Origin of the sequence: Burkholderia sp. MSMB0856 (genome assembly GCF_001524645.2) — a bacterium.
GTDB lineage: Bacteria > Pseudomonadota > Gammaproteobacteria > Burkholderiales > Burkholderiaceae > Burkholderia > Burkholderia diffusa.
On record NZ_CP013429.1, the window covers coordinates 984753 to 1011654 of the forward strand.

The 26902-nt window shown below is 66.5% G+C and carries 21 protein-coding genes and 1 pseudogene; 14 read left to right on the forward strand and 8 right to left on the reverse strand.

Annotated elements, in window-relative coordinates; translation table 11 throughout:
• The first annotated feature begins 37 nt into the window (after positions 1-37).
• Together WS87_RS33085 and WS87_RS33090 are read left to right on the forward strand one after the other, a co-directional pair.
• Positions 38-1167, forward strand: a protein-coding gene (locus tag WS87_RS33085) for an IS3 family transposase (RefSeq protein ID WP_442861418.1) whose coding sequence is annotated in 2 segments (ribosomal slippage) — positions 38-290 and positions 290-1167 — 1131 coding nt in all. Because the reading frame shifts where the segments join, the coding sequence is not laid out codon by codon here.
• Positions 1168-1210: 43 nt separating this feature from the next.
• Positions 1211-2334, forward strand: a protein-coding gene (locus WS87_RS33090) for an IS3 family transposase (RefSeq protein WP_107938141.1) whose coding sequence is annotated in 2 segments (ribosomal slippage) — positions 1211-1472 and positions 1472-2334 — 1125 coding nt in all. Because the reading frame shifts where the segments join, the coding sequence is not laid out codon by codon here.
• Between the two features lie 88 nt (positions 2335-2422).
• Here the strand turns inward: WS87_RS33090 and WS87_RS33095 are convergent.
• The 3 genes and pseudogenes from WS87_RS33095 to WS87_RS33105 all read right to left on the reverse strand — a co-directional run.
• Positions 2423-2620, reverse strand: a pseudogene (locus tag WS87_RS33095) (DUF4440 domain-containing protein); the annotation flags it as partial.
• A 102-nt stretch (positions 2621-2722) separates the two neighbouring features.
• Positions 2723-3322, reverse strand: a complete 600-nt coding sequence (locus WS87_RS33100) for a hypothetical protein (protein WP_059819791.1) — start codon at positions 3320-3322, stop codon at positions 2723-2725.
• 351 nt (positions 3323-3673) lie between these two features.
• Positions 3674-4678, reverse strand: a complete 1005-nt coding sequence (locus tag WS87_RS33105) for an AraC family transcriptional regulator (protein WP_059819783.1) — start codon at positions 4676-4678, stop codon at positions 3674-3676.
• A gap of 135 nt (positions 4679-4813) precedes the next feature.
• On the opposite strand from WS87_RS33105, the gene WS87_RS33115 reads away from it, so the two are divergent.
• From WS87_RS33115 to WS87_RS33125, 3 genes are read left to right on the forward strand one after another with little or no spacing between them, the layout of a single operon-like run.
• The gene (locus WS87_RS33115) at positions 4814-6487 is read left to right on the forward strand and encodes an acyl-CoA synthetase (RefSeq protein WP_059819782.1); all 1674 of its coding nucleotides are present in this window, start codon (positions 4814-4816) and stop codon (positions 6485-6487) included.
• Positions 6488-6507: 20 nt separating this feature from the next.
• Positions 6508-7275 (forward strand): 3-hydroxyacyl-CoA dehydrogenase, encoded by a 768-nt coding sequence (locus WS87_RS33120; protein ID WP_059819781.1) that lies wholly within the window; start codon positions 6508-6510, stop codon positions 7273-7275.
• Between the two features lie 18 nt (positions 7276-7293).
• Entirely contained in the window at positions 7294-8484 is a 1191-nt protein-coding gene (locus WS87_RS33125) for an acetyl-CoA C-acetyltransferase (RefSeq protein ID WP_059819780.1), read from the forward strand.
• A gap of 112 nt (positions 8485-8596) precedes the next feature.
• Here WS87_RS33125 and WS87_RS33130 read toward each other — a convergent pair whose 3' ends face one another.
• A complete protein-coding gene (locus WS87_RS33130; protein WP_059819779.1) occupies positions 8597-9289 on the reverse strand; it encodes a TetR/AcrR family transcriptional regulator in 693 nt (230 codons plus the stop codon).
• Positions 9290-9651: 362 nt separating this feature from the next.
• Between WS87_RS33130 and WS87_RS33140 the strand changes: the two genes are divergently transcribed.
• From WS87_RS33140 to WS87_RS33175, 8 genes are all read left to right on the forward strand, one after another.
• On the forward strand, positions 9652-10932 hold the full coding sequence (locus WS87_RS33140) for a Zn-dependent hydrolase (protein ID WP_059819778.1): 1281 nt from the start codon (positions 9652-9654) through the stop codon (positions 10930-10932).
• Between the two features lie 128 nt (positions 10933-11060).
• Positions 11061-12398, forward strand: a complete 1338-nt coding sequence (locus tag WS87_RS33145) for an NAD(P)-dependent oxidoreductase (RefSeq protein WP_059819777.1) — start codon at positions 11061-11063, stop codon at positions 12396-12398.
• A gap of 90 nt (positions 12399-12488) precedes the next feature.
• Positions 12489-13796: an NAD-dependent dihydropyrimidine dehydrogenase subunit PreA gene (gene preA, locus WS87_RS33150; RefSeq protein ID WP_059606025.1), complete on the forward strand. Its 1308-nt coding sequence runs from the start codon at positions 12489-12491 to the stop codon at positions 13794-13796.
• Positions 13797-13895: 99 nt separating this feature from the next.
• On the forward strand, positions 13896-15404 hold the full coding sequence (locus tag WS87_RS33155; protein ID WP_059819776.1) for an NCS1 family nucleobase:cation symporter-1: 1509 nt from the start codon (positions 13896-13898) through the stop codon (positions 15402-15404).
• A 46-nt stretch (positions 15405-15450) separates the two neighbouring features.
• Positions 15451-16908, forward strand: a complete 1458-nt coding sequence (hydA, locus tag WS87_RS33160) for a dihydropyrimidinase (RefSeq protein ID WP_059819775.1) — start codon at positions 15451-15453, stop codon at positions 16906-16908.
• A gap of 345 nt (positions 16909-17253) precedes the next feature.
• Positions 17254-18528 (forward strand): NupC/NupG family nucleoside CNT transporter, encoded by a 1275-nt coding sequence (locus tag WS87_RS33165; RefSeq protein WP_059690276.1) that lies wholly within the window; start codon positions 17254-17256, stop codon positions 18526-18528.
• A gap of 20 nt (positions 18529-18548) precedes the next feature.
• Positions 18549-19874, forward strand: a complete 1326-nt coding sequence (gene deoA, locus WS87_RS33170; RefSeq protein WP_059819774.1) for a thymidine phosphorylase — start codon at positions 18549-18551, stop codon at positions 19872-19874.
• Positions 19875-20001: 127 nt separating this feature from the next.
• Complete coding sequence (locus tag WS87_RS33175) at positions 20002-20391, forward strand: cytidine deaminase (protein WP_059534451.1); 390 nt, start codon at positions 20002-20004, stop codon at positions 20389-20391.
• Positions 20392-20412: 21 nt separating this feature from the next.
• Here the strand turns inward: WS87_RS33175 and WS87_RS33180 are convergent, their stop codons facing one another.
• The 4 genes from WS87_RS33180 to msrB form a co-directional block, all read right to left on the reverse strand.
• The gene (locus WS87_RS33180) at positions 20413-21528 is read right to left on the reverse strand and encodes an aromatic ring-hydroxylating oxygenase subunit alpha (protein WP_059819773.1); all 1116 of its coding nucleotides are present in this window, start codon (positions 21526-21528) and stop codon (positions 20413-20415) included.
• 233 nt (positions 21529-21761) lie between these two features.
• Positions 21762-22505: a peptide-methionine (S)-S-oxide reductase MsrA gene (gene msrA, locus WS87_RS33185; protein WP_059819772.1), complete on the reverse strand. Its 744-nt coding sequence runs from the start codon at positions 22503-22505 to the stop codon at positions 21762-21764.
• A gap of 60 nt (positions 22506-22565) precedes the next feature.
• Complete coding sequence (locus WS87_RS33190) at positions 22566-24446, reverse strand: cytochrome c biogenesis protein DipZ (RefSeq protein ID WP_059819771.1); 1881 nt, start codon at positions 24444-24446, stop codon at positions 22566-22568.
• A gap of 35 nt (positions 24447-24481) precedes the next feature.
• On the reverse strand, positions 24482-25015 hold the full coding sequence (gene msrB / locus WS87_RS33195; protein ID WP_059819770.1) for a peptide-methionine (R)-S-oxide reductase MsrB: 534 nt from the start codon (positions 25013-25015) through the stop codon (positions 24482-24484).
• 1064 nt (positions 25016-26079) lie between these two features.
• Between msrB and WS87_RS33200 the strand changes: the two genes are divergently transcribed.
• Positions 26080-26901, forward strand: coding sequence for a fimbrial protein TcfA (locus WS87_RS33200; RefSeq protein ID WP_059819769.1), 822 nt, complete (start codon positions 26080-26082; stop codon positions 26899-26901).
• The last annotated feature ends 1 nt before the right edge of the window (position 26902 follow it).

Genomic DNA, 26902 nt, shown 5'->3' on the forward strand with positions numbered 1-26902 from the left:
CACTGTTTGCTGGGGGCCGCTCAAGAGAGGAACGGCAATGAAAAAGCGATTCACCGAAGAACAAATCATCGGCATCTTGAAGGAAGCCGAGGCTGGCCTGAAGCCGGCGGAGCTGTGCCGCAAGTACGGCGTCTCGGAAGCGACCTACTACAACTGGAAAGCGAAGTTCGGCGGGATGACGGTCTCCGAAGCGCAGCGATTGAAGGAACTGGAGCAGGAGAACAGCAAGCTCAAGCGCCTGTTGGCCGAATCAATGCTCGACAACGCCGCGCTGAAGGACCTGTTGGCCCGAAAGTAGCAAGCCCGCAGGCCAAGCGCGAAGCGGTCCGAATCTTGATGACCGAACGCGCCATGGGTGTTACCCGGGCCTGCGGGCTGGTAGGGATTTCGCGCTCGCTGTTCTATTACGAATCACGCCGCCGAGTTGACGACGAAGCGCTGACTGGCCGGATGATGGCCATCGCCGCGCAGAAGCGTCGTTACGGCTATCGCCGGATTCACGTGTTGTTGCAGCGGGATGGCTGCTTCGCCAACCACAAGCGCATCTGGCGCCTGTACAGCAAGGCGGGACTGAGCGTGCGCAAGCGGCGACGCAAGCGTATTGCGGCTGTCGAGCGCACGCCGCTACCGTTACCAACAGGCCCGAATCAGAGCTGGTCGATGGACTTCGTTTCTGACGGGCTGGCCTATGGTCGGCGGTTTCGATGCCTGAACGTGGTCGACGACTACACGCGCGAGTGCTTGGCCATCGAGGTCGATACTTCATTGCCGGGCCTACGCGTTCAGCAAGTGCTCGAGCGGCTCAAGGAGATGCGAGGCTTACCCGCATCCATCACGGTCGACAACGGGCCGGAGTTCGCTGGTAAGGTGCTGGATGCATGGGCCTACGAAGCCGGTGTCACGCTGTCGTTCATCAGGCCTGGCAAGCCGGTGGAGAATGCCTATATCGAGAGCTTCAACGGTCGCTTCCGCGACGAATGCCTGAACGAGCACTGGTTCGTCTCAATGCGCCACGCCAAGCGGCTGATTGAGGAATGGCGTATCGAGTACAACACCGAGCGGCCTCATAGTTCGCTCGGCTATCTGACGCCTGCGCAGTTCGCCCGGGCGCACGACGCGAAGCAGCAGTTTTTTGAGCGGCCCCCAGCAAACAGTGCCATGATGTAAGCGAGTTTTCGGCGGACTTTTTCAGTATGAAAGGAGCCGTACGATGAAACGCAAGCGCTTCAGTGTGGAGCAGATTGTGGCGGTGTTGAAACAGGCCGAAGCAGGCATGCCGGTAGCGGAACTGATTCGTCACGTGGGCATTTCGGAGCAAACCTTCTATCGCTGGAAGAAGGTATATGCCGGTTTGCAGACGGACCAGGTGCGGCAGCTCAAGCAGCTTCAAGACGAGAACGTCCAACTGAAGAAGGTGGTCGCGGAGCTGACGTTGGACAAGGCGATGCTGACCGACGTATTGAAAAAAAAGTGGTGAATTCATCGCCGAGGCGCCATGTCGTGGATTATCTAAAGTCCGCCTATGGAGTAGCAGAGCGGCGTGCCTGCCGCCTGGTGGCCATATCGCGCTCGGTGTACCAGTATCGCAGCCACCGCGACCCGCAGACTGCATTGCGGCAGCGCATGTGTGAAATCGCGGCGACGCGGGTGCGCTATGGTTACCGCAAGATACGCGTGCTGCTGCTACGGGAGGGCTATCAGGTCAGCAAGAATCGGCTGTACCGTTTGTATCGTGAGGAAGGGCTGTCGCTGCGCTACAGACCAAATCGCAAGCGACGTGCACAGATGAGCCGCCCGGCACGTGCAAAGTCGACGGCGGCAAATCAGGCGTGGAGTTTGGACTTCGTCGCCGACCAGCTTTCGAACGGCCAGAGGTTCCGCGCGCTGACCATCATCGACGTCTTTACGCGCGAAGCACTAGCCATCGATGTTGGCCAGCGACTGAGCGCTTCAGATGTCGTGCGTGCACTGGATGAATTGAGGAGCAAACGCGGAGCGCCCCGCACGCTGTTTTGTGACAACGGCTCGGAATTTACGAGTCAGGTGATGGACCTGTGGGCTTACCATCACAAGGTCGAGATTGCCTTCAGCCGGCCCGGCAAGCCAACGGATAACGCATTCGTGGAGTCGTTCAACGGCACGCTTCGCGATGAATGCCTGAACGTGCACTGGTTCACATCGCTGGCCGACGCCAGTGAGCAGATTGAGCGATGGCGGGTCGAATACAACGAGAGTCGGCCTCACAGGGCTCTCGGTGAAGTGCCGCCTGCCGAATACGTCCGTCAGTTGGGCCTGCAGGCCCAACTGACGGACCAACAGAACGCCGAAGACTAACATTGCCTTTGGCACTGAAAACCGGGACCGTTCATTTTAACCTCGGACTCTAACTGTAGTTCGGACTAAAACCGGGGGCACGTCACTGGATATCGAGTGTGTCGAGACGCAGCAGTTTCGCGCGATGCGCGGACAGATCGTCATATTTCGAAATGACCAGCCCGCTCGGGATGGTGAAGACGAGGTCGTCATCCAGCAATGTGTCGAGTGTGTCGACGTCGTTGGCGAGCATCGCCGCTCGCAGTGCGGCTTCATACGGTTCGATGACTGCACGAACGGTATCCATATCGGGGTCTCGCAACGGTTCGAAGGGTCCGCATTTCATACGCGGCCGGTAACCGGGCTGCGGCGGCCCTCGCGTTCCGGCACCAAGGCTATTCGACAGAGATTACTCCGGTTTCGACAGCGCCTGACGTCGCACCATCATCACCAAGCAGATGCCGATCGACGCGACGATGTTGACCGAAGGATAGAACGCGACCGCGACATTCCACCTGCTTAGCGCCAGCAGCGCCAATGCGTACTTGAGCACGCACAGCGCGAAATACGTGAGGCTCTCGCTCCACGGATCGCGAAGCGTCTTGCGTATGGTCGGTCCCAGGCCGGCAAGCTCGATCAGCGTGACCAGACAGATCGACATCGTAGGGTCCTCGGTCAGCATCCAGAGCGGAATAGCCGATAGCGCCGCGCACAGGAAGAGCCAATCGATGCGGGTCCAGCCGCGCTCACCTCGGAACAGACTCGCGACGAAAGTCAGAAAGCAGGTCAGTGCGATCGCCGCCGTGCACCATGCAGACGGTCCGGCACCCGCAACGAACTGGCCGGCGGCCGCGATCACCGTGACGACCGACCAGATGAGCCATGTGAACAGGTGCGGCCGAACGGTGCGCCGGTAGATCGCGAGCGCGTACGGAATGGCTGCCGACAGGGACACGGCAGATCCCACGACACCCAGCACTGAAGCGGCACCCTGATCGACAGTCACCATCAACGCGGTCTTGTTCGCATGGGCGGTCAGTATGTGGTCAGGCAGCGCAACGCGCAACTTCGCGCTGGCATGCGGCGCCGTCGATTCTTCGCCGTGTCGTTGCCGAAGCCGGAATCGATTGAACGCCAACAGACTGCAGCGCGATTGCGTGCTCCCAGCCGAATCCACTGCGTGGCCGTCGAATGCGTGGGGATCGCTTCTTGAAGCAAAAGAGAGCGGTTCTTCCAGAACTTCCTTTGAAGGCCAATAGCTTGAGCAACCGCACGACTGCTGAAATTCACTGCGATTATGCACGTCAGCCTTGCCCTTTAGCGCGCTCGCACCGCGCGTGACGCACACCCGCGCCGCAATTCAATGCTCCGCCTGCGCCGCATTGACATCCCGCCGAAATGCGCCCGGGCTCGTCCCGGTCCATTTCCGGAACGCGCGATGAAACGCGCTGGGCTCGGTAAAACCGAGTTCCGCCGCGATTTCCGCGACGCTGAGCGTGTGCCCGCGCAACAGCGACTGGGCCAGCGCACCGCGCAGCTCGTCCTTGATCGACGCGAAGCTCTGCCCCTCGCTGCGCAACCGTCGCCGCAGCGTCGCGGGCGTCGTGCCGAGGCGCACGGCCAGCGTGTCGAAGTCCGGCCACTCGGCGGCCGGTTGCGCCTTCAGATGCGCACGTGTCTTTGCCACCCAGCCGGTGTCGTGCCGATAGCGCACGAGCAGGTTGCCGGGCGCGCCGCGAAGGAACGTTTTCAGCGCCTGCGTGGAGCGGATCGTCGGCAGCGCGAGGTACGCGGCGTTGAATGCGAGCCGGCTGTCCGGGCGGTCGAAATGCACGGGCACGCCGAAGAACTGGTGGTAGTCGCTGCGCTGGTCAGGGCTCGGACACGCGAAATCGATACGCTGCAGCGGAATGCGCCGGCCGATCAGCCAGCAGGCGACGCCGAGCAGGATCAGCCAGAACGTCCGGTAAGCGAACGCCGAATACGGTGCGCCCGCCTGCGAGAGGACGATCTGCGCCTGGCCGTCGGCGACCACGAGCTCGCCGCGCGGTTCGTCGAGCACCACGCGCAGGAACTGCAGCGCACGCCGCAGCGCTTTCTCGAGCGTACCCGCGTGCAGCACTGCGTGGCACAGCAGCGTGAAGCTGCCGCGCCGCATCGGGCGGGCCGCGAGCCCGAAGAATTCGTCGTCGATCGCGTTGGCGATCGCCAGCCACAGGCGACCGTACTGCTGTGGCGTGACGGGCTCGCGCACGGTGGCCGGCAGGCCGGCCACGCGCAGCACGGGCTCGGTCGGAATCCGCAGCCGGCGCAGGCTCTCGAGCGCATCCTCGACGAAATCCGGCGAGATCATCTGCGGCCCCATTTTTCATGCCCTCCAGACATGGCAAAAGCGATCACGATTCTAGATTCTGTTTGTCATTGATTGCAATGTGACGGCTGTCTACCATCATCGATATACCCCCGGTTCGCCGGCGGGCATAACGAACAGGAGACACGCATGCGTGATGGAGCAACCGCCCGGGTGGTGCCGGCCTACGCCGACGCCGTGGCCGGCTTCCGGATCGAGACCGCCGCCGCACATCTGCACGGCGACCTGGAGCAGGGCCTGAACGCCTGCGTCGAATGCTGCGACCGGCATGCGGCGGCGGACGCGAATGCGATCGCACTCGACTGGATCGACGCCGGCGGCCAGCATCGCAGCTTCACGTTCGCGCAGATGCAGTCGCTGTCGGCGCGGGTCGCGAACCTGCTGGTCGAGCAGGGCGTGAAGCCGGGCGACGTGGTGGCCGGCCTGTTGCCGCGCACGCCCGAACTCGTCGCGACGATCCTCGGCACGTGGCGCGCGGGCGCCGTCTATCAGCCGCTCTTCACAGCGTTCGGGCCGAAGGCGATCGAGCACCGGCTGCGCATGAGCGATGCACGGCTGGTCGTCACCAACATCGCGAATCGCGCGAAGCTCGACGAGATCGTCGATTGCCCGCGGGTCGCGACGGTGCGTGAGTCGGGCGACGCGCTGCCGGCGCGCGACATCGATTTCCGCGCGGCGCTCGACGCGCAGTCCGACGTATTCGAACCGGTGCTTCGAAAGGGCGCCGACCTGTTCATGATGATGTCGACGTCGGGCACGACGGGTTTGCCGAAGGGCGTGCCGGTGCCGTTGCGCGCGCTGCTCGCGTTCGGCGCGTACATGCGTGACGCGGTGGACCTTCGCGCCGGCGACCGCTTCTGGAACATCGCCGATCCGGGCTGGGCATACGGCCTCTATTACGCGATCACGGGCCCGCTGCTGCTCGGCCATGCAACGACGCTGTTCGAGGGTGGTTTCACGGTCGACAGCACCTACGACGTGATCGAACGGCTCGGCATCACGAGCCTCGCCGGTTCGCCGACGGCGTTCCGGATGCTGATGGCGGCCGGCACCGAAGCGGCCGCGCGCCTGAAAGGGCAACTGCGCGTCGTCAGCAGCGCGGGAGAACCGCTGAATCCGGAAGTCGTGCGCTGGTTCCACGCGGCGCTCGGCGCGCCGATCTACGACCACTACGGTCAGACCGAGCTCGGGATGGTCGTGAACAATCATCACGGACTCGCGCACGTCGTCCATGCCGGTTCGGCGGGTTTTGCGATGCCCGGCTATCGCGTCGCGGTGCTCGACGAAGCCGGCCGCGAACTTGGCCCCGGCGAGCCCGGCATTCTCGCAATCGACATTGCGCGCTCGCCGCTGCTGTGGTTCTACGGTTACTGGCAGCAGGACACGCCAGCGATCGCGGGCGGCTATTACCGGACCGGCGACAACGTCGAGCTCGAGTCGGACGGTACCGTGAGCTTCATCGGCCGTGCGGACGACGTGATCACATCGTCCGGTTACCGGATCGGTCCGTTCGACGTGGAAAGCGCGCTGATCGAGCATCCGGCAGTCAGCGAGGCCGCGGTGATCGGCGTGCCGGACCCGGAGCGCACCGAGATCGTCAAGGCGTTCGTCGTGCTGTCGAAAGGCTTCGACGGAACACCGGCGCTCGCCGAAGAGCTGAGCCAGCACGTGAAGCGGCGGCTGTCGGCACACGCCTATCCTCGCGCGATCGACTTCGTCGACGCACTGCCGAAAACCCCGAGCGGCAAGATCCAGCGCTTCGTGCTGCGTAAGCTGGAAGCCGAGAAGACCGCTCACTCCTGAATACTGAATACGGACTGCGAATGAATATCAAGGATCGCGTTTTTCTGATTACGGGCGCCGGTTCGGGCCTCGGCGCGGCGGTTGCGCGCATGGTGGTCGCCGAAGGCGGCAAGGCCGTGCTGCTGGACGTCAATGAAGACGCCGGTGTGAGCCTCGCGCACGAACTCGGCGCGGCCGCACGCTTCGTGAAGACCGACGTGACGAGCGAAGCAGACGGGCAGGCCGCCGTTGCCGCAGCGCGCGACGCGTTCGGCTGCATCGATGCGCTCGTGAACTGCGCGGGCGTCGCGCCGGGCGAGAAGGTCGTTGGCCGCGAAGGCCCGCATTCGCTCGACCGTTTCGCGCGTGCGGTGTCGATCAATCTGGTCGGCACGTTCAACATGATTCGACTGGCCGCCGACGCAATGTCGAAGCAGGACGCCGACGCGGAAGGCGAGCGCGGCGTGATCGTCAATACTGCGTCGATCGCGGCGTTCGACGGACAGATCGGACAGGCCGCGTATGCGGCATCGAAGAGTGGCGTGGTGGGCATGACGTTGCCGATCGCGCGCGAACTCGCGCGGTTCGGCATTCGCGTGGTGACGATCGCGCCGGGCATCTTCGCGACGCCGATGATGGCCGGCATGCCGCAGGACGTGCAGGACGCGCTCGGCAAGAGCGTACCGTTCCCGCCGCGGCTCGGCCGCCCCGATGAATTCGCGGCGCTGGTGCGCCACATCGCCGAGAATACGATGCTGAACGGCGAGGTCATCCGTCTCGATGGCGCGCTGCGCATGGCACCGCGCTGACACTGGAGGAATGCAATCATGACGACACAGGATCCGATCGTAATCGTTGGCGCGGCGCGCACGCCGATGGGTGGTTTTCAGGGTGACCTGGCCGCGGCCAGCGCCAGCGAGCTCGGCGCGGTGGCGATTCGTGCGGCGCTCGAACGCGCGAACGTGCCCGCCGAGCGCATCGATGAAATCGTGTTCGGCTGCGTGCTGCCGGCCGGCCAGGGGCAGGCACCGGCGCGGCAGGCCGCGCTGAAGGCGGGCTTGCCGCTGGCGGCGGGTGCGACCACGGTCAACAAGATGTGCGGCTCAGGGATGAAGGCCGCGATGTTCGTGCACGACCTGCTGCTGGCCGGATCGGCGGACGTGGCGGTCGCGGGCGGGATGGAGAGCATGACGAATGCGCCATATCTGCTGCCGAAGGCGCGCGCCGGGATGCGCATGGGGCATGGCCAGGTGCTCGACCACATGTTCCTCGACGGACTCGAGGACGCGTACGACAAGGGCCGGTTGATGGGCACGTTCGCGGAGGATTGCGCGCAGGCCTACCAGTTCACGCGCGAGGAGCAGGATGCGTTCGCGATCGCATCGCTGACGCGCGCGCAGCGCGCGATTGCGGAAGGACGCTTCGTGTCGGAGATCGCGCCGGTGACGGTGAAGGCCGGCAAGACGGAAGCTGTCGTGTTGATCGACGAGCAACCTGGTAACGCGAAGCTCGACAAGATTCCGACGCTCAAGCCGGCATTCCGCGAAGGCGGTACGGTGACGGCCGCCAATTCGTCGTCGATTTCCGACGGCGCGGCCGCGCTCGTGATGATGCGTCGCTCGGAAGCGGACCGGCTCGGCCTCGCGCCGAAGGCGGTGATCGTCGGGCATTCGACCTACGCGAACAAGCCGGGCCTGTTCGCGACGGCACCGATCGGCGCGATCCGCAAGCTGTCGGAGAAAACCGGCTGGAACCTGCGCGACGTCGACCTGTTCGAGATCAACGAAGCCTTCGCGGTGGTGGCGATGGCCGCGATGCGCGATCTCGACCTGCCGCACGACAAGGTCAACGTGCACGGCGGCGCGTGTGCGCTCGGCCATCCGATCGGCGCATCGGGCGCGCGCGTGATGGTGACGCTGCTGGCCGCGCTCGAAGCGTATGGGCTGAAGCGCGGCGTCGCGTCGCTGTGCATCGGCGGCGGCGAGGCGACGGCGATCGCGATCGAGCGGGTCGCGTAACGCAAGCGCATCGACGCATCACGCGCGAGACGGCACGCATGCCGTCTTGCGACGCGGGCGGCGGGCATCGTGCCCGTCGCCCGTTTCGCTTTCCGGGGCGCGCGCGATCGCGTTACGCGTGCGCCTCCGGCGACACCGCACCGCACGCGCGGATCACGAGCTGCACGACCTGCTCGGTCTTCTCGGCGAACGCCTTCTGCGTGAACGCACGCTTGCCGCTCAACGCGCGGATCTGCGCATCGAAATCCGCGTAGTGCTGCGTGGTCGCCCAGATCAGGTACATCAACGCATGTGCATCGATCGGCGCGAGCAGCCCGCGCGCGATCCAGCCTTCGATCACCTTCACGCGCGTGTCGAACCAGGGCTTCACGCGTTCCGACAGGATGTCCTGCATGTGCGCGGCACCGTGGATGATCTCGTTGGCCCAGACCTTCGAGCCGAGCGGGCGCCGTCGCGAAAGATCCATCTTCGCGCGCACGTAGCCGCCGATCGCCTCGACCGGATCGTCGCCGGCCTCGAACGACCCGGCCGCGCGGTGCCAGTCTTCGAACAGGTCGTCGAGCACGCGACGGTATAGCGCAAGCTTCGTCGGGAAGTAGTAATGCAGGTTCGCCTTCGGCAGGCCCGCACGTTCGGCGATCATCGCCGTGCTCGCACCGTCGAGCCCGCGCTCCGCGAATACGGCTTCCGCACAGGCCAGCAGATGCGCTTCGTTGGACTCGCGGATGTGCGCCTTGCGTCGCCGCAAAGGCATGTTCGCTTCGTCGTCGCCGGTGACTTCGGCGGCCGCTTCGTCATGTCTCATCGTTACCCTCGCGCGGCTTGCATGCCGCGTTGCGCTTCATTCTAGCCGCTGGTTCGCATCGAACGCACGTGCTCGTCCGCATCGGCGCGCGTGATGCTGCGATGCGGTGGCACGTTTCTCGCTCGTTCGATTCACGCAAGAAAGACGTTGCGCTGGGCATTTTGATCGTCTAAAACCTGTCCAATCGGACAGGATTTGATGATCGACGGAATGCAGTGCCGGCAATCCGCCGATCGATCGGACGAATCACGCGAACGATGCACATCTGCACCTCGCCGGTGCGGGTTTGCCCCGACGGCAGCAATGCGCGCACCGGCGGCGACCGGAATGACGGCATGACCGACCCCACAGGAGCGATACGAATGAACGCGGTATCGGAAACAGTGAAGCGGGCAGCATTCGACACGTCGATCAAGGTCGACGGCAGGCGGTTGTGGGACAGCCTGATGGAGGTGGCGAAGATCGGCGCGACGCCGAAGGGCGGCGTCTGCCGTCTCGCGCTGACCGATCTCGACAAGGCCGGACGCGACTTGATCGTCAGCTGGGCGAAAGCCGCCGGCTGCACGGTGACGGTCGATACGATGGGCAATGTGTTCATGCGCCGCGCGGGCCGCGTGGCCGACGCGGCGCCGGTCGTCACCGGCTCGCACGCGGATTCGCAGCCGACGGGCGGCCGCTTCGACGGCATCTACGGCGTGCTCGGCGGCCTCGAGGTGATTCGCAGTCTGAACGATCACGGCATCGAGACCGAGCATCCGGTCGAGGTCGTGATCTGGACCAACGAGGAAGGCTCGCGCTTCGCGCCGGCGATGGTCGCGTCGGGCGTGTTCGCGGGCGTGTTCCCGCTCGAGTACGGGCTGTCGCGCAAGGACGTCGACGGCAAGACGATCGGCGAGGAACTCGCGCGCATCGGCTACGCGGGCGACGTACCCTGCGGCGGTCGCAAGCTTCATGCGGCGTTCGAGCTGCATATCGAGCAGGGGCCGATTCTCGAGGCGGAGTGCAAGACGATCGGCGTCGTGACGGACGCGCAGGGGCAGCGCTGGTACGAGATCACGTTCACCGGCCAGGAAGCGCACGCGGGGCCGACGCCGATGCCGCGCCGTCGCGACGCGCTGCTCGGCGCATCGCGCGTGGTCGATCTCGTGAACCGGATCGGTCTCGATTACGCGCCGTTCGGCTGTGCGACGGTCGGGATGATGCAGGTTCACCCGAACTCGCGCAACGTGATTCCGGGCCGCGTGTTCTTCACCGTCGATTTCCGTCATCCGGACGACGCCGTGCTCGCGGAGATGGACGCCGCGCTGCGCGACGGCGTGGCGCGCATCGCGGGCGAGATCGGGCTCGACACCGCGCTCGAGCAGATTTTCTACTACAAGCCCGTCGCGTTCGATCCGGCCTGCGTGGCGGCCGTGCGCGACGCGGCCGATCGCTTCGGCTACTCGCATCGCGACATCGTGTCGGGGGCGGGGCACGACGCTTGCTATCTGGCGCAGGTCGCGCCGACGTCGATGGTGTTCGTACCCTGCGTCGACGGCATCAGTCACAACGAGATCGAGGACGCGACGCCTGCGTGGATCGAGGCCGGCGCGAACGTGCTGCTGCACGCGATGTTGTCGCGCGCATGCGAGCCGGCTTCATGACGGATCGGATCTAGCGCAGCCGGCAGGCTGATCGTCGCCTGACCGTGGCATTCCCAAGCAGGACCGCCCCGACTGCGCATTCGCAGCCGGCGGGGACGGCTTTGTCTCCACCAGTCGAAGGAACGCGTATGACCACCAAGCCAACCGGCGATATCGCCGCGCATCGCGTGTCGTCCACGCAACTCTCGTGCGAATTCGCCGATATCGCGCCGCTGCTCGATCCGACTGCCGCCGCGGCCGCCGCCAGCCGCTGCCACTATTGCTACGACGCGCCGTGCGTGCAGGCCTGTCCGACGCAGATCGACATCCCGAGCTTCATCCGCAAGATCGGCAACGGCAACCTGAAGGGCGCCGCGACCGACATCCTGTCCGCGAATCCGCTCGGCGGGATGTGCGCACGCGTGTGCCCGACCGAGATCCTGTGCGAAGGCGCGTGCGTGCGCAATCACCAGGATGCGCAGCCGGTCGCGATCGGCGCGCTGCAGCGGCACGCGACCGACTGGGCGATGGCGTGCGGCGCAGTGCGCTTCACGCGTGCGCCCGATACGGGGCGGCATGTCGCGGTGGTCGGCGCGGGGCCGGCCGGGCTCGCCTGTGCGCACCGGCTCGCGCTCGCGGGGCATCGCGTCACGCTGTTCGACGCGCGGCCGAAGGCGGGCGGCTTGAACGAATACGGGATCGCCGCGTACAAGACCGTCGACGATTTCGCGCAACGCGAAGTCGAATGGCTGCTGTCGGTCGGCGGCATCGCGGTGGAAACAGGTGTTGCGCTCGGCCGCGACGTGACGCTCGACGCGTTGCGCGAGCGGCATGACGCGGTGTTTCTCGCGATGGGCCTGGGCGGCGTGCGCACGCTCGCGATCGATGGCGAGCAATTGACCGGCGTGATGAACGCGGTCGACTTCATCGAGCAGGTGCGGCAGGCCGCCGCGCTGGAGAACGTGCCGGTCGGGCGGCGCGTGGTCGTGATCGGCGGCGGCAACACGGCGATCGACGCGTCCGTGCAGAGCCGCAAGCTCGGCGCGGAGCGCGTGACGATGGTGTACCGGCGCGGTGTGGACGCGATGAGCGCGACCTGGGCCGAACGTGAGTTCGCGCAAAAGAGCGGCGTCACGCTCGTCACGCACGCGAAGCCGGTGCGCATTTCGGGCGCGGACGGGCACGTGACGGGTGTCGAATTCGAGGCCGCGTCGGGCGAGCGTTTCACCGTCGACGCGGACATGGTGCTGAAGGCGATCGGTCAGACGCTGGCGCCGGACGGTGTCGCGGCCGCGCTGCTGACCACGGACGGCACGCGCATCGCGGTCGACGCGGACGGATGCACGGCGTTGCCCGACGTGTGGGCCGGCGGCGATTGCGCGGCGACGGACGGCATCGACCTCACGGTGCAGGCCGTGCAGGACGGCAAGCGCGCGGCGGCGGCGATCGACGCGGCGCTCGCGCAGCGCGCCGCCAAGGCCGCGTGAGCACGGCATACGCAACGGCATCGCGCGTATTGTGTGCATGGCGCGCGCCACGCGAACCACGATAAACGCCCCATTTTCACGGAGCCGAACATGGCCGACCTTCGCTGCACCATCGCAGGCATCACTTCGCCGAATCCGTTCTGGCTGGCCTCCGCACCGCCAACCGACAAGGCGTACAACGTCAATCGCGCGTTCGAGGCGGGCTGGGGCGGCGTCGTCTGGAAGACGCTCGGGCTCGATCCGCACGTCGTCAACGTCAGCTCACGCTACGGCGCGGTGCAGTGGAACGGCCAGCGCATCGCCGGCCTGAACAACATCGAGTTGATCACCGACCGGCCGCTCGACGTGAACCTGAAAGAGATCGCGCAGGTGAAGCGCGACTGGCCCGACCGTGCGCTGATCGTGTCGCTGATGGTGCCGTGCAACGAGCGCGACTGGAAATGGATCCTGCCGCTCGTCGAGGATACGGGCGCCGATGCGGTCGAGCTGAACTTCGGCTGCCCGCACGGGATGAGCGAGCGCGGGATGGGCGCGGCCGTCGGGCAGGTGCCGGAATACGTCGAGATGGTCACGCGCTGGGTCAAGGAAGGCACGAAGCTGCCGTGCCTCGTGAAGCTCACGCCGAACATCAGCGACATCCGGATGGGCTCGCGCGCCGCCTACAAGGGCGGCGCGGACGGCGTGTCGCTGATCAACACGATCAACTCGATCGTCGCGGTGGATCTCGACCAGATGGCGCCGATGCCGACCGTCGACGGCAAGGGCACGCACGGCGGCTACTGCGGCCCGGCGGTCAAGCCGATCGCGCTGAACATGGTCGCGGAGATCGCGCGCGACCCGGAAACGCCGAACCTGCCGATCTCCGGCATCGGCGGGATTTCGTCGTGGCGCGACGCGGCCGAGTTCATGGTGCTCGGCGCCGGCAGCGTGCAGGTGTGCACCGCCGCGATGCATTACGGATTCCGGATCGTGTCGGATCTTGCCGACGGGCTGTCGAACTGGATGGACGAGAAGGGCTACGCGACGCTCGACGACGTGCGCGGCCGCGCGGTGCCGAACGTGACCGACTGGAAATACCTGAACCTGAAGTACGACATCAAGGCGCGCATCGACCAGGACCGCTGCATCCAGTGCGGGCTGTGTCATATCGCGTGCGAGGACACGTCGCACCAGGCGATCACGGCCGAGAAGGACGGCGTGCGGCACTTCGAAGTGGTGGACGCGGAGTGCGTCGGGTGCAATCTTTGCATGCATGTGTGTCCGGTCGAGCAATGCATCACGATGGAGCGGGTCGACGCGGGCGACTATGCGAACTGGACCACGCATCCGAACAACCCGGCGCGTGCCGATGCGGGTGCGAGCCCGGCGGAGCCCGCGAAGCACGCGAAGGCGGCCTGACCGGTGGCCGGCGGCGCGGTATCGCCCGCGCTGCTGATTGTGTCCTGTTCTGCCGGCATCGCACGATGCCGGCGCTGACGTTTACGTGGAGCGCGTCCGATGAAACCAGCAGCGATTCCCGCCGATCCCGACAGCGCCGCGGCGCCGGCCGGCAGCCTGTACAACGACGACCTCGCGCCGACGACGGCGTCGCAGCGCACGTGGCGCTGGTATCACTTCGCGGCGCTGTGGGTCGGAATGGTGATGAACATCGCGTCGTACATGCTCGCGGCCGGGCTGATCCAGGAAGGCATGTCGCCGTGGCAGGCCGTGCTGACCGTTCTGTTCGGCAACCTGATCGTGCTCGTGCCGATGCTGCTGATCGGCCATGCGGGCGCGAAACACGGGATTCCGTACGCGGTGCTCGTGCGCGCGTCGTTCGGCACGCAGGGCGCGAAGCTGCCCGCGCTGCTGCGCGCGATCGTCGCGTGCGGCTGGTACGGCATTCAGACCTGGCTCGGCGGCAGCGCGATCTACACGCTGCTGAACATCCTGACCGGCAACGCATTGCACGGCGCCGCGTTGCCGCTCGTCGGCATTTCGTTCGGGCAGCTCGCGTGTTTTCTCGTGTTCTGGGCGCTGCAGCTGTACTTCATCTGGCACGGCACCGATTCGATCCGCTGGCTCGAGAGCTGGTCCGCGCCGATCAAGGTCGTGATGTGCATCGCGCTCGTTTGGTGGGCGACGTCGCAGGCGGGCGGGTTCGGCACGATGCTGTCGGCGCCGTCGCAGTTCGTCGCGGGCGGCAAGAAGGCGGGACTCTTCTGGGCGACGTTCTGGCCGGGCCTGACCGCGATGGTCGGTTTCTGGGCGACGCTCGCGCTGAATATTCCCGACTTCACGCGCTTCGCGCATTCGCAGCGCGACCAGGTGATCGGGCAGTCGATCGGGCTGCCGCTGCCGATGGCGCTGCTGTCGGTGGTGTCGGTCGTGGTGACGTCGGCCACCGTCGTGATCTACGGCAACGCGATCTGGGATCCGATCGACCTGACGAGCCGGATGACCGGCATCGGCGTCGGCATCGCGCTCGTGATCCTCACGCTCGACACGATGTGCTGCAACCTTGCGGCGAACCTGGTCGGTCCTGCTTACGATTTCTCGAGCCTGTGGCCGAAGGCGATCTCGTACCGCACGGGCGGGATGATCACCGCGACGCTCGCGAACGTGATGATGCCGTGGAAGATCCTCGCGACGACGGACGGCTACATCTTCACCTGGCTCGTCGGCTACTCGGCGTTGCTTGGGCCGGTCGCGGGCATCCTGATGGTCGACTACTTCCTGATTCGCGGCACGCGGCTCGATACGCGCGCGCTGTTCGACGAGCGCGGCGACTTCAGCTACGCACACGGCTGGAACCCGGCCGCGCTGGCGGCGCTCGCGATCGGCGTGCTGCCGAACCTGCCCGGCTTCCTGCATACCGCGTTCCCGGCGTCGTTCCCGAACGTGCCGGCGTTCTTCAACACGCTTTACACGTATGCGTGGTTCGTCGGCCTCGTGCTGGCGTCCGGCGTGTACGGCACCTGGATGAAGTGGCGCGCCGGACAGCGCGCGCAGATCGCGAGCGCGTGATGCGCGAACGCATGCGGCACCCGACAGTCAACGAGGAGGCAACCAAATGGCAATCCTGATTCGCGGCGGCACCGTGGTCGATGCGGACCGCACCTATCGCGCGGACGTACTGTGTGCCGACCCGCAGGACGGCGGCACGATCCTGCAGATCGCGGAGACGATCGACGCGCCGGCCGGCGCGACGGTGGTCGATGCGCACGACCAGTATGTGATGCCGGGCGGCATCGATCCGCATACGCACATGGAACTGCCGTTCATGGGCACGACGGCGAGCGACGATTTCTACTCGGGCACGGCTGCCGGGCTGTCGGGCGGCACGACCAGCATCATCGACTTCGTGATTCCGAGCCCGAAGCAGCCGCTGATGGATGCGTTCCACGAGTGGCGCGGCTGGGCCGAGAAGGCCGCGGCCGACTATGGCTTTCACGTGGCCGTCACGTGGTGGGACGAATCGGTGCACCGCGACATGGGCACGCTCGTGCGCGAGCATGGCGTGTCGAGCTTCAAGCACTTCATGGCGTACAAGAACGCGATCATGGCCGACGACGAGGTCCTCGTGAACAGCTTCTCGCGTTCGCTCGACCTCGGCGCGCTGCCGACCGTGCACGCGGAGAACGGCGAGCTCGTGTTCCAGTTGCAGAAGGCGCTGCTCGCGCGCGGGATGACGGGGCCGGAGGCACATCCGTTGTCGCGTCCGCCCGAGGTCGAGGGCGAGGCCGCGAACCGCGCGATTCGCATCGCGCAGGTGCTCGGCGTGCCCGTGTATATCGTGCACGTGTCGGCGAAGGATGCGGTCGATGCGATCACGCGCGCGCGCAGCGAAGGGCTGCGCGTGTTCGGCGAGGTGTTGCCGGGCCACCTGGTGATCGACGAGTCGGTGTATCGCGATCCGGACTGGACGCGTGCGGCCGCGCACGTGATGAGCCCGCCGTTCCGGTCGGCCGAGCATCGCGAGGCGCTGTGGCGCGGGCTGCAAGCGGGGCAGCTGCATACGACGGCGACCGATCATTGCGTGTTCTGCGCGTCGCAGAAGGCGATGGGCCGCGAGGACTTCACGAAGATCCCGAACGGCTGCGGCGGCGTCGAGGATCGCATGTCGGTGCTGTGGCATCACGGCGTCAATCATGGCCGCATCACGCCGAACGAATTCGTGCGGATCACATCGACGAACGCCGCGCAGATCTTCAACCTGTATCCGCGCAAGGGGGCCGTGCAGGTTGGCGCCGACGCCGATCTGGTCGTGTGGGATCCGGCCGCAACGAAGACGATCTCGGTGAAGACCCATCACCAGCAGGTCGACTTCAACGTGTTCGAAGGGATGACCGTGCAGGGCGTCGCGACGCATACGCTCACGCGCGGCGCGCTCGCATGGGCCGACGGCGAGCTGCGCGCGGTGCGCGGCGCGGGCCGCTATCTGAAACGGCCGCCCGCGGCCGGCTACTACGAGGCTGCGCGCATCGCGAACCGGCTGCGCGAGCCGCATCCGGTCGAACGCGCGGGCTGAGCGACATACGTCGTCGATTGCGCGGGGCGTGTCCATTCGAACGGCACGCCCCGCGCGCGTTCATGCGGCTCGTCATGTGCGTTGCCGCCACGTCTCTTTTCGGCCTCCACTCGATTCTTTCAATATATGGGACCGATCGAACGTCGTCGCATCCGTTCAACTTGCAGATAAATAGAATAACTGAGCAAATCGACGACGCGAGCGACACCGCACGGAGCATGCCATTTTGTTTGCGTTGTCGTCATGCATGACGGCGAGTAATATCCACCGACGGCGTTATACGCGCGTGCCGGGCCGGGCCGCCTACCGAGCAGTCCAATAAACATAGAGAGAAAGGAGCACAAGGTGGATATTCTGCGCAGTCTCCTGGGCATGCTGTTCCTGCTGCTGGTCGCTTATCTGCTGTCGAACAACCGGCGCGCGGTGAGCGGCCGGACCTTGATCGCCGCGCTGCTCACGCAGTTCGCGATCGGCGCGCTGGTGCTGTTCGTGCCGTCGGGCCGCGCGGCGCTGGCGGCGGCCGCGAACGGTGTCAATCGCGTGCTCGACATGGGCAATCACGGCATCGCGTTCGTTTTCGGCGGGCTGGTCGACGCCCGGATGTTTCAGCTGTTCGGCGACGGCGGGTTCGTGTTCGGCCTGCGCGTGCTGCCGATGATCATCTTCGTCACCGCGCTGATCGCGGTGCTCTACTACGTCGGCGTGATGAAGTGGATCGTCGCGATCCTCGGCGCGGGGCTCGCGAAAGTGCTCGGCGTGAGCCGCATCGAGGCGTGCTCGGCCGTCGCGACGATCTTTCTCGGGCAGAGCGAGATGCCCGCGCTCGTGAAGCCGTTCGTGCGGCACATGACGGGCGCCGAGATCTTCACGGTGATGGCGAGCGGCATGGCGTCGGTCGCGGGCTCGGTGCTGGTCGGCTATGCCGGCCTCGGCGTGAAGATGGAGTACCTTCTCGCCGCATCGTTCATGGCGGTGCCGGGCGGGCTGCTGTTCGGCAAGCTGCTGTTTCCGACCGTCGAGCCGAGTCGCGTCGTGGTCGACGGGCTCGATTTCGACGACAAGCGGGCCGCCAACGTGATCGAGGCGGCGGCATCCGGCGCGTCGGTCGGCCTGCGGATCGCGATCAACGTCGGCGCGATGCTGATCGCGTTCGTGGGGCTCATCGCGCTGATGAACCTCATCGTCGGCGGCGTGGCCGCGTTCGCGGGCTTTCCGCAGGTGACGCTGCTGGGCATCATCGGCCACCTGTTCGCGCCGCTGGCGTGGATCATCGGCGTGCCGTGGCACGACGCGGCGCTGGCGGGCAACTTCATCGGCGAGAAACTGATCTTCAACGAGTTCGTCGCGTACGGCGACCTGTCGCCGTATCTGAAGGGCGGCGAGCACGTCGCGGCGGCCGGCCTGCAGGTGCTCGACCCGAAGACGCTCGCGATCGTGTCGTTCGCGCTGTGCGGCTTCGCGAACTTCTCGTCGATCGCCATTCTCGCGGGCGGCTTCAGCGCGGTCGCGCCCGAGCGCCGCTCGGAAGTCGCGCGGCACGGCTTGCGTGCGCTGACGGCCGCGACGCTGTCGAACCTGATGAGCGCGGCGATCGCCGGCCTGTTCTTTTCGCTGCACTGAGCAATCGAGGAGACGCAACGATGTTTCTGCCGCAGGAGTTCATTCGCCGCAAGCGCGACCGGCAGCCGCTCGATCGCGACGAGATCGCCGCGTTCGTGCGCGGCGTGACCGATGGCAGCGTGACCGAGGGCCAGGTGGCGGCGTTCGCGATGGCCGTGTACTTCAACGATCTGAGCACCGATGAGCGCGTCGCGCTGACGATCGCGCAGCGTGACTCGGGCGACGTGCTCGACTGGCGCGCGCTCGATCTCGGCGGGCCGGTGATCGACAAGCATTCGACGGGCGGCGTCGGCGATGTCGTGTCGCTGATGCTCGGGCCGATGGTGGCCGCATGCGGCGGCTACGTGCCGATGATCTCGGGGCGCGGGCTCGGCCACACGGGCGGCACGCTCGACAAGCTCAGTGCGATCCCCGGCTACGACGTGACACCGGACACGGATGCGTTTCGCCGCACGGTGCGCGACGTCGGCGTCGCGATCATCGGGCAGACCGCGCGGCTCGCGCCGGCGGACAAGCGCATTTATGCGATTCGCGACGTGACGGCGACCGTCGAGTCGGTCGCGATGATCACCGCGTCGATCCTGTCGAAGAAGCTCGCGGCGGGGCTCGACGGGCTCGTGATGGACGTCAAGGTCGGCTCGGGCGCGTTCATGCCGACCGCCGAGAAATCGGCCGAGCTGGCACGCAGTATCGTCGACGTCGGCAACGGCGCAGGCATGAAGACCACCGCGATCCTGACCGACATGAACCAGTCGCTCGCGCCGTGCGCGGGCAATGCGCTCGAAGTCGCGTGTGCGATCGACTACCTGACGGGCCAGTCGCGACCGGCGCGCCTGCATGACGTCACGATGGCGCTGTCGGCGCAGTTGCTCGTCACCGGCGGATTGGCGCGCGATGTCGCGCAGGCGCGCACGATGTTGCAGCAGGCGCTCGACTCGGGCGCGGCGGCGGAACGCTTCGCGAGAATGGTGGCGGCGCTCGGCGGCCCGGTGGACCTGATCGAAGCACCTGCGCGTCATCTTGCGCGGGCGGATGTGATCGTGCCGGTTCCGTCGCCCGCGAGCGGTGTGGTGCAGCGGGTCGATTGCCGCGCGCTCGGGCTCGCGGTCGTCGCGCTCGGCGGCGGCCGCACGCGCGCGGAGGATGCGATCGACTACCGAGTCGGCCTGACGGCGCTCGCGGAGATCGGGCAGCGTGTCGAAGCCGGCCAGCCGCTCGGCTATGTGCATGCCCGCGACGACGCGGCTGCGGCACGTGCGGTGGACGAGGTGCGGCAAAGCTACTTGCTGGACGAGGCGGGCGAGACGGGCGAGGCGCCGCCGACCATTTACGGGCAGATCGGCTAACCGGGCGTCGATGCCGGCGCGGCGGAACGTGCGGGTATCGGCGCCCGCTTCACATGACGGGTGTATCGTGCCGGCCGGGATGTGTCGCGTCGACGCATCCCGGCACACGACTGGAGGCACCATCGAGATGGAACGAGACGAACTCATCGAACAGGCCAGGGCGGCGCGCGAACGCGCGTATGCACCGTATTCGCGCTTCAAGGTCGGCGCTGCGCTGCAGGCGCGCGACGGAACGGTTTTTCACGGCTGCAACGTCGAGAACGCGTCGTACGGACTGTGCAATTGCGCGGAACGCACGGCGATGTTCGCGGCGATCGCCGCCGGCTATCGTCCGGGCGACTTCACGCGGCTCGCGGTGATCGGCGACACCGACGGCCCGATCGCGCCGTGCGGCGCGTGCCGTCAGGTGATCATCGAGATCGGCCGGCCCGATATCGAAGTGATCCTGGCCAACCTGAAAGGGGCCGTCGAGATTACGACGGCCCGCGCGTTGCTGCCGGGCGCGTTCAGCCTGTAGCGGAGCACGCCGCGGCACGCATCACGCGCCGTCGCGCGCGTCGCGGATCGGGATTACGGTGCGCGCGCCGCACTGGCGCAGCAGGTCGCGCAGTTCGTTGATGACCGGAAACACCTCGTGGTTCCAGTCGGCGCCCTGCCGGTCGTGCGCTTCCTGCTCGCGCTCGACGATCCAGCGATCCTCGCGGAAGATTCGCTCGGTGAACCAGACGAGCAGCGGCCACGCGAGATCGAGCGCGAACGGGATGCCGGGCTTGTGGATCGACAGCAGTCCGAACGTGCGATTGGTGCGCTGCTCCGCATCGAGCGGCACGTAGACGATCCACAGGTCCATCACGAGCGTGCCTTCGCTCGAGCGGATCTGCAGCGTCTGGTACGGGTAGCCGGTGCGCACCGTCATCACGCTCTTGTCGGCCTGGTCGCCGGGCTTCTTGCTCGAGCCGAACACGAGCGCCTCGCCGACCGGCTGCTTGCCTTCCATGCGCGCGAACGTGTAATCGACCTCGACCCAGTCGTCGCCGCGACGCCGGCCGAGTGCGCGCGCCCGCATCTGCCCCATCTGCTTGCGATGCAGGAACTGATGGTTCATGTCCATCAGGTTCTCGTGCATGAACGAGTAGTGGCACTTGACCTCGCGGCCGAAGCGGCGCGTCTTGAATGCACGGTCGTCCGCCGATTCGAGCGCGGGGAACGGGCGTTCGTCGGCGAGCGTCGCATCGCCGGGGAACACGAAGATCACCCCGTGCGCCTCGCGGCACGGATAGGCGCGCACGCCGTTGGGCAAACGCTCGCGGCCGAGGTAGGGCACGTCGACGCAGCGGCCGCTGTCGCACGCATAGGTCCAGCCGTGGTAGCAGCAGCGCAGCGTTTCACCGCTCACGACGCCCGCGTGCAGCGGCACCTGGCGGTGCGCGCAACGATCTTCGAGCGCATACACGGCGCCGGATTCGGTGCGCACGAGCACGATCGGATCGCCGGCGAAGCGCACGCCGAGCGTCTTGCCGCGCTTCAGTTCGCGCGACCACGCAAGCGGATACCAGTGATCGGGATGGATGGGCACGCGGCGCAGGTCGCGCACGACCGCGCCGGTGGACGGTTCTTCAAGGGTGCCGCTGTCAGACAAAGGCACTGCGCGCATGCGTGACGCCTCCAGGCGGGACGGAAGGTCCGGACGCCGCAACGAGCGGCGTGGCTTGGGAGAAGTCTACGCGAAGTTGCACCGCATGGCGGACGCGATGCGGGTTTGCACCGGCACGGCGGGCGCGGTTTGTTTGATGCGGCGCAATCCGGGGCGCGGGCGGCACGCGCGGCTGCCCGGCTGCGGCCTCGGCCGCGCGACGCGCCGCATTCCGTCACGCGGCCGGTTGCCGGTCACGAGCGGGCATCGCGCCACAGCACCGGGTCGGCGCGGTACAGCGCCGGGAAGTAGTGTTTCAGCCCGGCGACCTTCGGCAGGTCGTTGAACGCGATGTACGGCGCGTCGGGATGCAGTTCGAGGTAGTTCTGGTGATAGGCCTCGGCCGGGTAGAACCCCTTGTAGGCCTCGATACGCGTGACGACCGGCGCCGGAAACGCGTGCGCGGTGCCGAGCTGCGCGATGTACGCGGTCGCGACCGCGCGTTGCTGCGCGGTGGTCGGGAAGATCGCCGACCGGTACTGCGACCCTTCGTCGGGGCCTTGCCGGTTGAGCTGGGTCGGATCGTGCGCGACCGAGAAGAACACCTGCAGCAGCCGGCCGTAGGTGATCTGCGTCGGGTCGTAGACGATGCGTACCGATTCCGCGTGCCCCGTTAGCCCGGACCCGACGAGTGCATAGTGCGCGGTTTCGGACGCGCCGCCCGCATAACCGGCCGTGACCTGCTTCACGCCCTTCACGTGCTCGAACACGCCCTGCACGCCCCAGAAACAGCCGCCGGCAAGCACGGCCGTCTCGTCGTGCGATGCGCCGGGCGTTTCGTCGAGGGTCGGCGCGGGCACGGTGCGCATCGGTTCGGCGGAGTTGACGATGCGCTGGTAGCCGAACACGGCGGCGGCCGCGACGGCGAGGGCGCCGATGCGACGCAGCATCGCTGTGCGCCGTCCTGGCGTGGCGGCGCGGGTGGGTGTCGGGTTCATCGTTGGCTCCTTCGGAATGCGTAGGGGAAGACGGCGGTCGGGTGTCGGCCTGGCATGCGTTCAACCGAACGTGAATGCGTACGCATCGACACCCGGATCGAGAAACTCGATCGCGAAGGTGCGATCGGCGATCGCGCCGGGCTGACGGACGAGCTGGTACAGGCGCTGCCCGGTGACCGTGCCGTAGCCCTGCGCGTCGACGTCGGCGCCGTGTGCGGCACCGGGCGCCGCGCCGTCGAGCGTCACGCGAAAGCGCACCGGCTTGCCGTTCGCACCCGGGCCGAGCACGAGATGCAGGTCGCGCGCATGGAAGCGGTAGACGATCCGGCCGGACGGCGCGGCGAGCGACGCGCGCTCGGCGCCGACCTGCCAGGTGCCCGCGAGGCCCCAGTCGTTCAGGTCGGGGTGCGTGGGCGCGTCGTAGCGGTGTGCCGTGTCGCGCACCACGCCGTCCGGCGACGTGAAGGCGTCCGCACGCGCATAGCCGACATAGGTTTCCGGCGAGCGGACGTCCGCGCTGTCGGCCGCCGCGAGCGCGCCTTTCGCGGGCGCGCCGGCGAGCCCGAGCGGCACGTTCAGCGCTTCCGGGTGGCCGGCTTCGGCGAGCAGCGACTGGATCGCGCGTTCCGACTGCGCGTATTCGCCTTCGCCGAAGTGATGGCGGCGCACGCGTCCCTGCGCATCGACGAAGTAGTGCGCGGGCCAGTATTCGTTGCTGAACGTGCGCCAGATCGTGTAGTGGTTATCGATCGCGACCGGGAAGTCGATGCCGAGGTCGTGCACGGCCTTCTTCACGTTGCCGATGTCGCGCTCGAACGCGAACTCCGGTGCGTGCACGCCGATCACGACGAGCCCGTACGGCGCGTACTTGCGTGCCCAGGCCGTGGTGTACGGCAGCGTGCGCAGGCAGTTGATGCACGAATAGGTCCAGAAGTCGACGAGCACGACCTTGCCGCGCAGGCCGGCCGCGGTCAGCGGCGGCGAATTCAGCCACTGCACGGCGCCGTCGAGCGACGGCAGCGTGCCTTCGACGGGCAGCGCGGCCGGCGCCAGCGGCGCGGGCGTGACCTCGGCCGCGCGCATCATCGCGCCGCCGGGCAGCGCGGCATCGGCCGTGGCGGCCATCATCGCGCCGTCCGAACCGTTCGCGGTGCGGTCTGCCGGGCCGTCCGCCGGCGAGCCCGTCGCGACCGTCGCCGCCGGCGCGCCGTTCGAGCGCCCGCTGAGCCGGTCGACGAGCTTCGCCTCGAGGCCGCCCGTCGTGACGGTCGACAGCTGCGCGAGTGCCCCCGTATCGAGGCCGAGCGCGATCGCAGCGACGCCCGCCAGCAGCGCGGCGCCGATCCCGCGCTTGATCCATTCGCCCGCGCCGAGCGAGCGCTTCATCGCGGCGAACACCTTGCCGCCGATCACGAGCGCCACGCCGAGCGACGTCGCCGCGCCGGCCGCGTACGCCACGAGCAGCAGCGTGGTGCCGACGCTCGCGCCGCGCAGCGCGGCGCCGGTCAGCACGAGCCCGAGGATCGGGCCGGCGCACGGCGCCCACAGCAGGCCGGTGGCGACGCCGAGCAGCAGCGACGACAGCGGGCCGGCCGGGCGGCCGTCGCGCTGCGCGAGGCCGGTGAGGCGGTTGCCTGCGGCGACGAGCGGGCGCGTCAGGTGTTCGGCGAGGCGCGGCATCAGCAGCGTCAGGCCGAATACCGCGAGCAGCACGATGGCGGCCCAGCGGCCGGCCTGGTTGGCCTGCGCGACCCAGCCACCGCCGACGGCGGCGAGCGTCGCGACGACGGCGAACGTGAGCGCCATGCCGGCCAGCAGCGGCAGGCCGGTGCGCACGAACGGCTGGTCGGCGCGCGCGAACACGAACGGCAGCACGGGCAGGATGCACGGGCTCAGGATCGTGAGCACGCCGCCGAGATAGGCAAGGACGATGAGCAGCATGGTGCGTTCTCCAGTCGGTCGGGAGTAGGGCCGGATCAGGCGGCGGCCGGGTGGAAGGCGAGCGCGAGCCCGTTCATGCAGTAGCGCAGGCCGGTGGGCGGCGGGCCGTCGTCGAACACGTGGCCGAGATGGCCGCCGCAGCGGCGGCAGTGCACTTCGGTGCGGACCATTCCGAACGACGTGTCGGCGTCGGTCGCGACCGCGTGGTCGAGCGGCTTCCAGAAGCTCGGCCAGCCCGTGTGGCTGTCGAACTTGGTGGCCGACGAGAACAGCGCGAGGCCGCAGCCCGCGCACGCGAACGTGCCGGGGCGGTGCTCGTCGTTCAGCGGGCTGCTGTAAGGCCGCTCGGTGCCGGCGCCGCGCAGGATCGCGTACTGGGCGGGCGTGAGCCGGCGATGCCATTCGGCGTCGCTGAGGGTGAGTTCGTATGGCGCGGCCATCTTCGGCGCAGCCGTCGACGCGGCGAACGCGCGGCCGACCAGTGCGCGACGGCCGGCCGACGACAGCGCCGCGAGCGTGGCGAGGCCGGTGGCGCCGGCGAACAGCAGCAGATGTCTGCGGGTGGGCATGATGGGCTCCTGGAAGCAGGTCCTGAAAACATGCGCCTATCGTAGACAGCGGCCGGTGTCGAAGTCCTCACGGAAAGTTAAAGGAATCGTGATGTTTGTGGTGTTCCGTCGGGGCGCGCTCGCATCCGTCTACGCTCCAACTGGCAAGGGCCTTCGAGCAGGTGAGCCGCCGATGTTTGCCGAGCACTTGCTCGCGCCGTGATCCGAATGAGGCACCCGGGCAAACGAAACTCGTCACGCTCAGGCAAGTGCGTCCGGTCGAAAACAGAGGCGGTGTATCGGCTGGGCGTTCAGTCGGTAGGGCGCGCCAGACCGCGACGGGAACCGCCTTGATATCGCGTGAAGGGCGCGAGATCCCGCGTGGCGCGCACCGAGTCGACTTTGCAGGAGGCGGTGGGTCGCCAAACTGTCAAAATTCGTCATATCTAGGACTTGTCTAATTCGGCGAACCCTAGATTGGGCACTGGTCCTATATCTTGCGTTGTAAGGGATTTATAAAATATCTATCAAAGAATTTCGCAAGATGACCTCGGGCGGGAGCGGCGGCGATTCAGTATTTGCGGCGAATGACGGCGGCTCGAGGTGAAGCAGGAAATTCAAATGAGAAAATTTCGCGAGGGACCTATTTTTGCAAGCGGCGGCCATCGACGCTTGCGGGCAAGAAGTATATCGAAGGCGATTCCAACGCGATCGATATCGTAATTATATATAGGACTACAGATGCTCTAATCGATTCGATGTCGCGCACGCATTGCGAATTTGTCACCGATGATCAAGAGGTCTCTCGAGTCGATAAACCGTGACGGCGAAAAGCGTGCATCCAGGCTGTCGCCGCGCGAGATGGAGGTGATCCGGCTTTACTCGTCTGGAATGAGGGAAGCCAGATTGCGGAGCGCATGAAGAAAGGCAAGCAGACCATCAGCGCGGAAGGTCAACGCGATGAAAATTAGGTGTGAAAAACGACGTCGAACTGATCAGATCCAAGACGGTTCTAGATCTGATCGATGAGGGATGCGCGAGCCGATTTGATGTCCGAGTTAATCTGGATTATATACAGATAAGTTATGCGAATTATTAACATGTTGAAGTGCAGTCCGTATAGGATGCCGCTCGTCGCGGTCGCGATGTCGCTTGCATCGTCGATTTCCACCGCGAACATGCTGGTCTATCCGATGTCTGCGTCGATCGGCGGCGGCAAGGAGTCGGCCGCGGAGCTGCGCATCTATTCGAAATCCGAGACGACGCAATACGTGAAGGCGATCGCGAAGCGCGTGATCGATCCGGCGACGGATCACGAGCGCGAGGAGGCCAGCATGAATTCCGGCGACGACGCAATCGTGATCTCGCCGGCCAAGTTCGCGTTGCCGGCCGGCGGCACACGGCTCGTGCGGGTGATACCGCTGGGCGTGCCGAAAAAGGAGGTGCTGTATCGCGTCTATCTGCAACCGGTGGCTGCACCGTCGGATGACGACTCCGCGGCGAAGGACGATATGTCCGGCAAGGTCGACTTCAGTCTCGTCTGGGCACCGCTCGTCCGTGTGCTGCCGAAGACGCTCGTGCCAGATTTCCACGTGTCGAAAGGCGCGCTGGCCAATACCGGCAACGTACGGATCGGTTTGATCGAAGCCGGCGCGTGCCAGTCCGAGCAGGACGCCGCGTCGTGCAGTTGGACGAAATTCGACCGCAGTGTCTACCCTGGCCAGCACTTCGCGCTGGAGGGGCTGAATTCCGCACCTTATGTGCGAATCCGATATCGCGTGGGGGGAATGACAGATGTACAGCAGAAGATTGTGCGCACGCATTCCGCCGACACGATAAACGCGCCGAGCGCGAATAACGAGACCCTGGCGGGTCATTCAATTGTTTCAACCAACCAGAAGGACTAAC